This is a genomic window from Enterobacter nematophilus (assembly GCF_026344075.1).
GTDB lineage: Bacteria > Pseudomonadota > Gammaproteobacteria > Enterobacterales > Enterobacteriaceae > Enterobacter > Enterobacter nematophilus.
Map to the genome: position 1 here is coordinate 40,463 of NZ_JAPKNE010000007.1, position 12,291 is coordinate 52,753.

The window sequence follows — 12,291 nt, forward strand, 5'->3', positions numbered from 1 at the left end:
GGTATGCTGGGTCGGTATCCCAATTTCATACAGTTAAGGACAGGCCATGAGTAAGATTTATGAAGACAACTCGCTGACTATCGGTCATACGCCCCTGGTTCGACTGAACCGTATCGGTAATGGACGCATTCTGGCGAAGGTCGAATCACGCAACCCGAGCTTCAGCGTAAAATGCCGCATCGGTGCAAACATGATTTGGGATGCTGAAAAACGCGGCGTGCTGAAGCCTGGCGTTGAGCTGGTGGAACCGACCAGCGGTAACACCGGTATCGCTCTGGCCTATGTTGCTGCCGCACGCGGCTACAAGCTGACCCTGACCATGCCGGAAACCATGAGCATCGAACGTCGCAAATTGCTCAAAGCGCTGGGGGCGAACCTGGTCCTGACCGAAGGCGCGAAGGGTATGAAAGGTGCCATTCAGAAAGCGGAAGAGATCGTGGCCAGCGATCCGGCAAAATACCTGCTGCTACAGCAGTTCAGCAACCCGGCTAACCCTGAAATTCACGAGAAGACCACCGGCCCGGAAATCTGGGAAGATACTGACGGCCAGGTTGACGTATTTATCTCCGGCGTCGGCACCGGCGGCACGCTGACCGGCGTGTCTCGCTATATTAAAGGCACAAAAGGTAAAAAAGAGCTGATTACCGTTGCCGTTGAACCAACCGACTCACCGGTTATCACCCAGGCGCTGGCGGGTGAAGAGCTCAAGCCAGGCCCGCATAAAATTCAGGGTATTGGCGCAGGCTTTATTCCGGGTAACCTGGATCTGAAGCTGATCGATAAAGTGGTCACCATCACGAACGAAGAAGCCATCTCTACCGCGCGTCGTCTGATGGATGAAGAAGGCATTCTGGCGGGTATCTCTTCCGGTGCGGCCGTTGCGGCAGCGCTCAAACTTCAGGAAGATGAAGCCTTTACCAATAAGAATATTGTGGTTATCCTTCCGTCCTCGGGTGAGCGTTACTTGAGCACCGCACTGTTTGCCGATCTGTTCACGGAAAAAGAGCTGCAACAGTAGTGCCAGTATGTTAATAACGCGTAAAAAAGCACCTTTTCGGGTGCTTTTTTGTGGCCTGCTTCAAACTTTTGCCCCTCCTGGCATTGCTTCACCCCGTTGTGTCTGGTATTTAAACCAGCAATTATTTTGAAGCGTGAAATTAATCAGTGAACGAAATAGCCTTGCTGAATCGATTTTATGATTTGGTTCAAGTCTTCCTTTCGCTGCATAATGTTTAATGACGATTGAAACGTCAGCGCTAACAATACAGGCTAAAGTTGAGCCGCCAGGCTAGACTTTAGTTCCACAACACTAAACCTATAAGTTGGGGAAATACAATGTTCCAGCAAGAAGTTACCATTACCGCTCCGAACGGTCTGCACACCCGCCCTGCTGCTCAGTTTGTTAAAGAAGCGAAAGGCTTCACTTCTGAAATCACTGTAACTTCCAACGGCAAAAGCGCTAGCGCAAAAAGCCTGTTCAAACTGCAGACTCTGGGCCTGACTCAGGGCACCGTTGTCACCATCTCTGCTGAAGGTGAAGACGAGCAGAAAGCAGTTGAGCATCTGGTTAAACTGATGGCTGAGCTCGAGTAAGTTTACGGGTTCTTTTAAATATCAGTCACAAGTAAGGTAGGGTTATGATTTCAGGCATTTTAGCATCCCCGGGTATCGCTTTCGGCAAAGCACTGCTGCTGAAAGAAGACGAGATCGTCATCGACCGGAAAAAAATTTCTGCCGACAAGGTTGATCAGGAAGTTGAACGTTTTCTGAGCGGTCGTGCCAAGGCATCTGCGCAACTGGAAGCGATCAAAACTAAAGCTGGCGAAACTTTCGGTGAAGAAAAAGAAGCCATCTTCGAAGGGCACATCATGCTGCTCGAAGATGAGGAGCTGGAGCAGGAAATCATAGCCCTGATTAAAGATAAAGGCATGACGGCCGACGCGGCTGCGCATGAAGTTATCGAAGGTCAGGCAACTGCCCTGGAAGAGCTGGATGATGAATACCTGAAAGAGCGTGCGGCTGACGTACGTGACATCGGTAAGCGCCTGCTGCGCAACATCCTGGGCCTGGCCATCATCGACCTGAGCGCGATTCAGGATGAAGTGATCCTGGTTGCCGCTGACCTCACCCCGTCTGAAACCGCACAGCTGAACCTGAAAAAGGTTCTCGGTTTCATCACCGACGCGGGTGGCCGTACCTCCCACACCTCTATCATGGCGCGTTCTCTGGAACTGCCTGCCATCGTGGGTACCGGTAGCGTCACCTCTCAGGTGAAAAACGGCGACTATCTGATTCTGGATGCCGTAAACAATCTGGTTTACGTCAACCCAACTAACGAAGAGATCGAAAAACTGCGCGCGGTTCAGGAGCAGGTTGCGACTGAAAAAGCGGAACTCGCTAAGCTGAAAGACCTGCCAGCCATCACGCTGGACGGCCATCAGGTAGAAGTGTGCGCAAACATCGGTACCGTACGCGACGTTGATGGCGCTGAGCGCAACGGTGCGGAAGGTGTAGGTCTCTACCGTACAGAATTCCTGTTCATGGACCGTGACGCGCTGCCAACTGAAGAAGAGCAGTTTGCTGCGTATAAAGCCGTCGCAGAAGCGTGTGGCTCACAGGCGGTTATCGTCCGCACCATGGACATCGGTGGCGACAAAGAGCTGCCGTACATGAACTTCCCGAAAGAAGAGAACCCGTTCCTGGGCTGGCGTGCCGTGCGTATCGCGATGGATCGTAAAGAGATCCTGCGTGACCAGGTTCGCGCTATCCTGCGTGCCTCCGCTTTCGGTAAGCTGCGCATCATGTTCCCGATGATCATCTCTGTTGAAGAAGTGCGTGCACTGAAAAAAGAGATCGAAATCTACAAACAGGAACTGCGCGACGAAGGTAAAGCCTTTGACGAGTCAATTGAGATCGGCGTGATGGTGGAAACACCAGCGGCGGCGACCATTGCGCGTCATTTAGCCAAAGAAGTTGATTTCTTTAGTATCGGCACCAATGATTTAACGCAGTACACCCTGGCAGTTGACCGTGGTAATGATATGATTTCACATCTCTACCAGCCAATGTCACCGTCCGTACTGAACTTGATCAAGCAAGTTATTGATGCTTCTCATGCAGAAGGTAAATGGACTGGCATGTGTGGTGAGCTTGCAGGCGACGAACGTGCTACACTTCTGTTGCTGGGTATGGGTCTGGACGAATTCTCTATGAGCGCCATTTCCATCCCGCGCATTAAGAAGATTATCCGTAACACGAACTTCGAAGATGCGAAGGTGTTAGCAGAGCAGGCTCTTGCTCAACCGACAACGGACGAGTTAATGACGCTGGTTAACAAGTTCATTGAAGAAAAAACAATCTGCTAATCCACGAGATGCGGCCCAAATTACTGCTTAGGAGAAGATCATGGGTTTGTTCGATAAACTGAAATCTCTGGTTTCTGATGATAAGAAAGACTCCGGAACTATTGAGATTGTTGCTCCGCTCTCCGGCGAGATCGTCAACATCGAAGACGTGCCGGATGTAGTGTTTGCTGAGAAAATCGTTGGTGATGGCATTGCTATCAAACCAACTGGCAACAAAATGGTTGCTCCAGTTGACGGCACCATCGGTAAAATTTTTGAAACCAACCATGCGTTCTCTATCGAATCTGATAGCGGTATCGAACTGTTCGTTCACTTCGGTATCGACACCGTTGAACTGAAAGGCGAAGGCTTCAAACGTATCGCGGAAGAAGGCCAGCGTGTTAAAGTTGGCGACCCGGTGATTGAATTCGATCTGCCACTGCTGGAAGAAAAAGCCAAGTCTACCCTGACGCCGGTTGTTATCTCCAACATGGACGAAATCAAAGAACTGATCAAACTGTCTGGCAGCGTCACCGTGGGTGAAACCCCGGTTATCCGCATCAAGAAGTAATTCTTGCCGCACGGTAAAATGGCGCCTTCGGGCGCCATTTTTGTTTATGCAGGAAGGATAAGCTCGTCGTAGCCTTTCGACTGGGTATAGAGCATTACGTCAGTCACCCGATCGCCGGCCATGCGAATGGCATCGGCAACGGTTTTCCCCTCAACAATCCCGCTCACCAGCTCTGAACAGAACAGATCCCCCGTCCCTTTCAGATCGGTTTCTACGCGCGGATGCGCGCTGACGGTAACGCCCTCATGCGTCACCAACACTACGTGGATGTTTTGCGGATCGTCAGCGACCGGCGCGCTGGTGATCGCCACCCATTTCAGAGTGTCAGAGAGCAATCCCTGCGCGGCGGCAATAGCGCTTTCCGGCGTCCGGCACGCCTTACCGCTTAACACTTCCAGCTCATAAACGTTTGGTGTAATCCCCTGCGCCAGCGGAAGCAGGTGCTCCCGGTAGGCTTCCGGAATATCGGGCTTGACGTACATTCCGCTGTCGATATCGCCGATAACCGGGTCGACCAGCACCAGCAGGTCAGGATGCTGCGCTTTGACCGCCTTCAGCCACTGCGCCAGCAGCGCGATCTGGCTGGCGCTGCCCATGTAACCGGTAGTGACCGCTTTAAGCTCGCGCAGGATCTCTCGCTCTTCCAGCGCCTTCAGGTAGCCGCTGAACCACTCGTCGGGGATCACCCCGCCGTAGAAGGTGTCGTAGTGCGGCGTGTTGCTAAACAGCACCGTCGGCACGGCGGTGACGTTCAGCCGGTGGGTACGAATGTTGGGCACCGCAATGCTGTTCCCCACGCTGCCGTAAACCACCTGCGACTGCACCGCGACAATGTCGGTTTGCTGCGCCCGGGTGTTATCCCGGAATAGAATCATCTCCATGACGCTTAAATCCCCGCCCCCTGCGAATAACTCTCTTCACCAAAGACGCCGGTAGACAGATAGCGATCGCCGCGGTCGCAGATAATCGCCACCACGACCGCACCGGGGTTTACCTGCGCCACGCGCAACGCACCCGCTACCGCGCCCCCCGAGCTGACCCCGCAGAAGATGCCTTCACGCACGGCCAGTTCACGCATGGTATTCTCCGCCTCGCGCTGATGAATATCCAGCACCTGATCCACCAGCTGCGCATTAAAAATGCCCGGCATATACTCCGCCGGCCAGCGGCGAATGCCCGGAATGCTGCTCCCCTCTTCCGGCTGCAGGCCAACGATGGTGACGGCTTTCTCCTGCTCGCGCAGAAAACGCGACACGCCGGTAATGGTGCCGGTGGTGCCCATGCTGGAGACGAAATGGGTAATGCGCCCGTCGGTTTGCTGCCAGATTTCCGGCCCGGTGGTGGTGTAGTGCGCGTACGGGTTGTCCGGGTTATTGAATTGATCGAGCAGCTTACCTTCGCCGCGCTCGGCCATCTCTAACGCTAAGTCGCGCGCGCCTTCCATCCCCTGCTCTTTGGTCACCAGAATCAGCTCGGCCCCGTAGGCGCGCATGGCGGCGCGGCGCTCCTGGCTCATGTTGTCCGGCATCAGCAGCTTCATGCGGTAGCCTTTCAGCGCCGCAATCATCGCCAGCGCGATGCCGGTGTTGCCGCTGGTGGCTTCAATCAGCACGTCGCCGGGCTTAATTTCACCGCGTTTCTCGGCCTGGACAATCATCGACAGCGCCGCGCGGTCTTTCACCGATCCCGCCGGGTTGTTGCCTTCGAGTTTGACCCAGATTTCGCTGCCGTTGTCGCACCCCATGCGCTGAAGCTTGACCAGAGGAGTGTTGCCGATGGTGTGTTCGAGTGTATTCACGTTTTTTACTCAATAAAAAGCCCGGTAAGCATCACGCCACCGGGCGAAAAACATACTCAATAACCTATCAGGCTGACTCCGCCAGAGCAATATCCTCGCGCGCCTCAATCCGCTCGTTACCGTGATAGATGCGCGCATGCTGCAGCCCGACAAACAGGCGCTCGCCCCGGTGAGGCGGCACGTCGTCGCGCATGACCACGGTCAGCGGCTCGGTATACCAGCCCAGCGGCTGTACCACCAATTGGGTGTAGTGCCCTTTAGGGCTAGCTTCCAGCACCTGTACCGGCAGCGGGGAGTCCAGGCTGGTTCGACGGCTGACGTCCACCTCCCACGGGCGCAGGAACAGATCGACCGGCCCCTGATGCGCGGAGGTGTAGCCCAGCGGCCAGCGGTGCGCGCCGACGTGGAACTGCCCGCCGCGAATGGTGCCCTGCAGACGGTTCACCTCGCCCATAAACTCCAGCACGAAGCGGGTCGCCGGCTCGCGCCAGAGCTGTTCCGGCTCGTCAACCTGCTCGATGTTGCCCTGACTCATGACCACCACGCGGTCCGCGACTTCCATCGCCTCTTCCTGGTCGTGGGTCACGAAGACGCTGGTGAACTTCAGCTCTTCATGCAGCTGACGCAGCCAGCGGCGCAGCTCTTTACGCACCTGCGCGTCCAGCGCGCCAAACGGTTCATCAAGCAGCAAAATTTGCGGCTCAACGGCCAGGGCGCGCGCCAGCGCCACGCGCTGCTTCTGCCCGCCGGAAAGCTGGGCCGGGAAACGGTCCGCCAGGTGAGCCAGCTGCACCATCTCCAGCAGTTTGGTCACTTTCGCTTTAATGGTTGCCGCGTCCGGGCGCTCGCGACGCGGCAGCACGGTCAGGCCAAACGCGATGTTGTCAAACACGGTCATGTGGCGGAACAGCGCGTAGTGCTGAAACACAAAGCCCACTTTACGATCGCGAGCGTGCAGGCGGCTCACGTCGGTACCGTGGAAGCGGATGTGCCCGCTGGTCTGGTGTTCAAGCCCGGCGATAATACGCAGCAGCGTGGTTTTGCCCGAGCCAGACGGCCCCAGCAGCGCCACCATTTGTCCGGAAGGGATATCCAGCGAGATATCATTCAGCACCTGGGTGCGACCAAAAGACTTCTTAATATTGGCAATCTCAATGCTCATGATTTCCCTCCTGATGCTGACGTTTTTCCTGATTCTCTAAACGCCACTGCACCACACTCTTCAAAAACAGGGTCAAAATGGCCATCAGCGTCAGCAACGCTGCGGCAGTAAACGAGCCGATGGTGTTGTAGTCCTGCTGCAGCAGTTCAATCTGTAGCGGCAGCGACAGGGTCTCACCACGGATGGATCCGGAGACGACGGAAACGGCACCGAACTCTCCGATCGCGCGGGCGTTGGTCAGCACCACGCCGTAAAGCAGCGCCCAGCGAATGTTCGGCAGCGTGACGCGACGGAACATCTGCCAGCCTGACGCCCCCAGCAGCACCGCCGCTTCGTCTTCGTTGCTGCCCTGGCTTAACATCACCGGCACCAGCTCGCGCACCACGAACGGACAGGTCACGAAGATGGTCACCAGCACCATGCCCGGCCAGGCGAACATGATCTGCAGGTTATGCTCATCCAGCCAGCCGCCCAGCGGGCCGTTGGAGCCGTAAAAGAGCAGGTAAACCAGACCGGCAACAACAGGCGACACGGCAAACGGAATATCCAGCAGGGTCAGCAGCATCTGACGTCCCGGGAAGTTAAAGCGCGTCACCAGCCAGGCCAGCAGGGTACCGAACACCAGGTTCACCGGTACCGTGATCAACGCAATCAACACGGTCAGCCAGATGGCATGCAGCATATCCGGGTCTGCCAGGTTTTCCAGCGCGGGCATCAGCCCCTTGCTGAACGCCTGAACGAAGATATAGATCGTCGGCACGACGAGAATGAGGGCGGACACCAGCACGCCCACGCCAATCAGAAACCATTTACCCCAGTTGATGCGGGGCGCATCGTATCGCTTCAATTGCGTAACTTCCGCCATCAGTGACCTACCACACGTCGACCAAAGCGACTTTGCAGAGTGTTAATTGAGTACAGCAGCAGCAGCGAGGCCGCCAGAATCACCGAGGCAATGGCGCTCGCCGCCGGATAATCAAACTCCTGCAGACGGATGAAAATCATCAGCGAGGTGACTTCCGTTTTCCAGGCGATGTTCCCGGCGATAAAAATTACCGCGCCGAACTCACCCAGGCTGCGTGTAAACGACAGCGCGACGCCCGCCATCAGAGCCGGAGAGAGCTCCGGCAGAACCACTTTACGGAAGCTCTGCCAGCGCGTGGCGCCCAGCGTTTCCGCCGCTTCTTCGTATTCCGGACCCAGCTCTTCCAGCACCGGCTGCACGGTACGGACCACAAACGGGATGCTGGTAAAGGCCATCGCCACCGCGATCCCGAGCCAGGTGTAGGTCACTTTGATATCAATCTTCGCCAGCCACTCGCCGTACAGCCCGTTCACGGAGAAGAGCGACGCGAGGGTTAAGCCCGCGACCGCCGTCGGCAGCGCAAACGGCAGATCCATCAGGGCGTCAAGCAGCGTGCGGCCCGGGAAACGATAGCGGGTTAAGATCCACGCCATCAGCAGGCCAAACACGCCGTTAAAAATGGAGGCGACAAACGCCGACAGCAGCGTCACCTTATAGGCCGCCACCACCTGCGGGTTGGTGATGACCTCCCAGTACTGCGCCCAGCTCATCTGAGCAAGCTGCATCACCAGCGCGCTGAGCGGCAGCAGCAGGATCAGGCAGACGAACAGCAGGCTGGTCCCGAGGCTTAAGGTAAAGCCCGGCAGCACGCGTTTTGTCGAAACTGCAAACATTACTTACGCCCCGCCGCCAGCAATTTGTCTAACTCACCGCCGCTGGCAAAGTGCGTTTTCATCACCTCAGGCCAGGAGCCGAAATGATCTTCCACGCGGAACAGCGCGGTCTGCGGGAATTTGTCCTTCAGTTTGTTCATTACGTCCGGGTTGTTCACGCGGTAGTAATAATCGGTGATGATGGTCTGCGCCTGCGGGCTGTACAGGTAGTTGAGATAGGCTTTTGCCGCTTTCTCGGTGCCGTTCGCCTGCACGTTTTTATCCACCCACGCCACCGGGAACTCGGCCAGGATGTTGGTTTTCGGGATAACCACCTCGAAGCCCTGCGCTTCATACTGCTTGCGAATGTTGTTTACTTCGGATTCAAAGCTGATCAGTACGTCACCCAGACCGCGTTCGGCGAAGGTGGTGGTCGCGCCGCGGCCGCCGGTATCAAACACTTCGACGTTTTTCAGGAACTGGGTCATGAACTGCTCGGTTTTGGCTTTGTCGTTGCCGTCAGCCTTGTCCGCCGCGCCCCACGCGGCTAAATAGGTGTAGCGCGCGTTACCGGAGGTTTTTGGGTTCGGGAAAATCAGCTTCACGTCGGAACGCACCAGGTCGCTCCAGTCGTGTATGTTCTTCGGGTTACCCTTACGCACCAGGAAGCCCATGGTGGAGTAGAACGGCGAGCTGTTGTTAGGCAGGCGGCTCTGCCAGTCAGCCGGGATCAGCTTGCCCTTGTCGTGCAGGATCTGCACGTCAGTCACCTGGTTGTAGGTCACGACATCTGCTTTCAGCCCCTGCAAAATCGCCAGTGCCTGCTTGGATGAACCGGCGTGGGACTGCTTGATGGTCAGCTTATCGCCATTGTTTTCTTTCGCCCACTGCTGCTCGAACGGTGGGTTAAGGGCGGCAAACAGCTCGCGGGAGACATCATACGAGCTGTTCAGCAGCTCGGTCGCCTGCGCCTGGGCCACCATCAGTAAACCTGCCAGTGCCAGAGTTCCTTTTTTCAGTACAGTAACGGCCATTGCGCACCCTTATAAATGTGATGACTATCTTATAGTCATAATATTTATAACGGGGATGAAAGGAGTAACGGTTTTATATACCGTTTGGTGATTTACAAGCAGAAAAGAGAATAAGGGGTGCGGCCTGATGCCCTCACCCCGGCCCTCTCCCACAGGGAGAGGGAGAAAGGCTATTACAGCGCCAGCAGACGCTCAACGGACGGCGCAAAGTAGTAGCCGCCGGTCACCGGTTTGGTGAAGCGCAGCATGGCGTCGCGCTTGCCGTCGGTGTCACCGAACATGCTCAGCAGCTGCTGCTCAATGTTGTACAGCCGCGCGCAGTAGGCGCAGAAGTAGAGGCCGTGCGTGCCGCTTGCCGTGCCGTACGGCAGGCTCTGACGAACAATCTTCAGCCCTTTACCGTCCTCTTTGAGGTCAACGCGGGACAGGTGAGAGGTCACCGGACGCTCATCGCCGTCAATCTCTTCGTTGGCTTCTTTAGTGCGGCCAATCATCATCTCCTGGTCATGCACGCTCATGCGGTTAAGCTGCTTGAGGTTGTGCTCCCAGCGCTGGACAAACACGTAGCTGCCGCCCGCGTCCACGCCGTCTTTGATGACCGCCACGTCGCGACGAACCTCTTCACCCGCCGGGTTTTCGGTGCCGTCAACGAAGCCGCTAAGATCGCGCTCTTCCACCCAGCGGAAGCCGTGAACCTCTTCCTGCACGTCGATGCTGTCGCCAAACGCTTCAACCGCCGCCTGTGCAACGGAGAAGTTCACGTCGTGACGCAGAGAGAGGATGTGGATCAGCACGTCGTACTGGGTGGCTGGCGCAAGCCCTTTGCCGTAAGGGATAAAGTCCTTCAGCTCTTCCGCACCTTCGCCGCCGCTCAGCTGACGCCAGACGTTATTGCCGAAGGCAACAACGGCGCCCAGATGGGCGTCCGGGAATTTGGCCTGGAAGGTGGCCAGTTTATCAACGAAAACTTTGCTGGCCGCGCGCAGGGCATCCACGTCCCCTTTAACATTGGCTTCAATCCAAATCGCCGCGCGGCAATGTTCTGGCAAAATGCCACTCTGAACCTGAGACATCGCTCCTCCTGAAATAAAGATGCCACGTCAGCGTGGCATTGATGGCGGCTATTATACCCGGATTTCAGCGAGGCGGTTTGTTCAGGCGCAAATTACTGCTTCCAGACTATTTTGCTCACTTTCCAGCTCTTCAGCGTGTCGTCAGAGGGCATCAATCCTTCCGGGCCGCTCCAGGTTCCGGTGAAGACATAGCTGATGTGCTGGCTGCCTTCCGCCTTACATTCCACCGCCACGCCATCGTCCGAAGGGGCGCTGCTGCAGTTGCCAAAGGCCTGTTTATAAAGGTCGCTAAACAGCGTACCCACTTTCACACCGCTCGCCGTCGGAATATCTTCATCCATCACGGCAATTCGGTTTACCGTGCCTTTGTCACCGTTGATCACCAGCGCCAGCTTGTCGCCCTTCAGCGCTTCAAAGTAACGCACAATGTTGCCATTCTCGGTTTTCATCCCGCTACGCAGGCGATAGTCACTGCTCAGGGCATCCTGAATAGCGTCCTGATCGAGCGCGGTCGACGCGGTAATTTTTCCTACGCCCTGCTCGGTCACTTCGGTGGAAGAGCCAAACCAGTTCCACGGATACGCGGCGGACCAGTTAATGGAAGAGAGCGTCGAACAGCCGGTTAACGCCAGCGGGAGAGCGCATAAAAGTAAACGCAGCGATTTCATTGAAACGTCCTTTCTAATTAAATCAACGCTTGTTGGAGTGCGGCATCGGCAAAAAGTGCCGCGCTAATCTGACTCTTGCGTAAAACAGGCGCGTAAGCGGGGATTCGTCAGCAGCCACAGCAGCGCCACGATATCCGCCACCACCAGCGCGATGCCGATACCCGAAAGCGGTTCACCCAACCACCAGAGCACGGGTTGCCAGAGCAGCAGCGCAATCTGGGCGAGGATCAGCAGCCAGCGAAGAGCACGCCACAGACGCGGGATTACATGCCGTCGACCGCTGCACAAAAAAGCCACCACCGCCGGTACGCCCGGCAATAAGCCGAGCCAGAAGGCATCGTGATCGGGATAAAAGAGATTCAGCAGCGTATCGCCCTGCCCGCGCGACGCGCCGGCCATCACAAACAGCACCCAGGTACGGGCCTGGAGCAGCAAAACGCACCAGAATAAAAACGGCAGCCTGACGCGGCCCTGCGCGTCATAGTCAGCCGGGTGGATCTCAGTACTCTTCATCTTCGATCAAACGCTTACCTAGCGTCAGCACGTCGGCGTGCTCGTAGCCCAGACGCTCATACATGCCCAGCACCACGTCGTTATCTTCCCGCACCATGATCTGGATTTTCGGGCAGCCGCGAGCGATGAGTTTCTTTTCAAGACGATTGAGCAGCGCGTTGGCGATGCCGCGCGCCCGGTATTCCGGGTGGACGCCCAGATAATAGGCCGAGCCGCGATGTCCGTCATAGCCGCCCATCACCGTACCGACAACCTCGCCGTTCACTTCCGCGACCAGAAACAGGCTAACGTCGTGATTCACCTTACGTTCGATATCCATTTCCGGATCGTTCCACGGACGCAGCAAATCGCAGCGCTCCCAAAGGGTGATCACCTCTTCGAAATCTTCCTGGCGAAAAACGCGTATCTCCATGGTATTAACCGCCTTTTCGGGTTTAAAAACAGTGATTAT

General features: G+C 56.3%; 14 protein-coding genes. 4 read left to right on the forward strand and 10 right to left on the reverse strand.

What is annotated here, in order from left to right; translation table 11 throughout:
* Positions 1-46: 46 nt before the first annotated feature.
* The 4 genes from cysK (at position 47) to crr (ending at position 3,915) form a co-directional block, all read left to right on the forward strand.
* The gene (gene cysK / locus OSH03_RS17080; protein WP_008501603.1) at positions 47-1,018 is read left to right on the forward strand and encodes a cysteine synthase A; all 972 of its coding nucleotides are present in this window, start codon (positions 47-49) and stop codon (positions 1,016-1,018) included.
* Between the two features lie 317 nt (positions 1,019-1,335).
* Positions 1,336-1,593, forward strand: coding sequence for a phosphocarrier protein Hpr (gene ptsH / locus OSH03_RS17085; protein WP_000487600.1), 258 nt, complete (start codon positions 1,336-1,338; stop codon positions 1,591-1,593).
* A gap of 44 nt (positions 1,594-1,637) precedes the next feature.
* Complete coding sequence (ptsI, locus tag OSH03_RS17090; RefSeq protein WP_008501604.1) at positions 1,638-3,365, forward strand: phosphoenolpyruvate-protein phosphotransferase PtsI; 1,728 nt, start codon at positions 1,638-1,640, stop codon at positions 3,363-3,365.
* A 40-nt stretch (positions 3,366-3,405) separates the two neighbouring features.
* A complete protein-coding gene (crr, locus tag OSH03_RS17095; RefSeq protein ID WP_003861316.1) occupies positions 3,406-3,915 on the forward strand; it encodes a PTS glucose transporter subunit IIA in 510 nt (169 codons plus the stop codon).
* Positions 3,916-3,959: 44 nt separating this feature from the next.
* Here the strand turns inward: crr and pdxK are convergent, their stop codons facing one another.
* From pdxK to OSH03_RS17145, 10 genes are all read right to left on the reverse strand, one after another.
* Positions 3,960-4,796, reverse strand: coding sequence for a pyridoxine/pyridoxal/pyridoxamine kinase (gene pdxK / locus OSH03_RS17100; RefSeq protein WP_266179652.1), 837 nt, complete (start codon positions 4,794-4,796; stop codon positions 3,960-3,962).
* A gap of 5 nt (positions 4,797-4,801) precedes the next feature.
* Positions 4,802-5,713: a cysteine synthase CysM gene (gene cysM / locus OSH03_RS17105; RefSeq protein ID WP_266179653.1), complete on the reverse strand. Its 912-nt coding sequence runs from the start codon at positions 5,711-5,713 to the stop codon at positions 4,802-4,804.
* Between the two features lie 67 nt (positions 5,714-5,780).
* Complete coding sequence (cysA, locus tag OSH03_RS17110; RefSeq protein WP_061097451.1) at positions 5,781-6,875, reverse strand: sulfate/thiosulfate ABC transporter ATP-binding protein CysA; 1,095 nt, start codon at positions 6,873-6,875, stop codon at positions 5,781-5,783.
* Positions 6,865-7,740, reverse strand: a complete 876-nt coding sequence (gene cysW / locus OSH03_RS17115) for a sulfate/thiosulfate ABC transporter permease CysW (protein ID WP_266179654.1) — start codon at positions 7,738-7,740, stop codon at positions 6,865-6,867. The genes cysA and cysW overlap by 11 nt, the downstream gene beginning before the upstream one ends.
* Entirely contained in the window at positions 7,740-8,573 is an 834-nt protein-coding gene (gene cysT, locus OSH03_RS17120; protein WP_266179655.1) for a sulfate/thiosulfate ABC transporter permease CysT, read from the reverse strand. The genes cysW and cysT overlap by 1 nt, the downstream gene beginning before the upstream one ends.
* The gene (locus OSH03_RS17125; protein WP_266179656.1) at positions 8,573-9,586 is read right to left on the reverse strand and encodes a sulfate ABC transporter substrate-binding protein; all 1,014 of its coding nucleotides are present in this window, start codon (positions 9,584-9,586) and stop codon (positions 8,573-8,575) included. The genes cysT and OSH03_RS17125 overlap by 1 nt, the downstream gene beginning before the upstream one ends.
* Positions 9,587-9,759: 173 nt before the next feature.
* The gene (locus OSH03_RS17130) at positions 9,760-10,659 is read right to left on the reverse strand and encodes a Dyp-type peroxidase (RefSeq protein WP_266179657.1); all 900 of its coding nucleotides are present in this window, start codon (positions 10,657-10,659) and stop codon (positions 9,760-9,762) included.
* A 92-nt stretch (positions 10,660-10,751) separates the two neighbouring features.
* Positions 10,752-11,327 (reverse strand): RpoE-regulated lipoprotein, encoded by a 576-nt coding sequence (locus tag OSH03_RS17135; protein ID WP_266179658.1) that lies wholly within the window; start codon positions 11,325-11,327, stop codon positions 10,752-10,754.
* 63 nt (positions 11,328-11,390) lie between these two features.
* On the reverse strand, positions 11,391-11,840 hold the full coding sequence (locus OSH03_RS17140; RefSeq protein ID WP_266179659.1) for a DUF2919 domain-containing protein: 450 nt from the start codon (positions 11,838-11,840) through the stop codon (positions 11,391-11,393).
* Complete coding sequence (locus OSH03_RS17145) at positions 11,827-12,252, reverse strand: GNAT family acetyltransferase (RefSeq protein WP_003861292.1); 426 nt, start codon at positions 12,250-12,252, stop codon at positions 11,827-11,829. Before OSH03_RS17145 ends, OSH03_RS17140 begins: the two co-directional genes overlap by 14 nt.
* Positions 12,253-12,291: the final 39 nt, after the last annotated feature.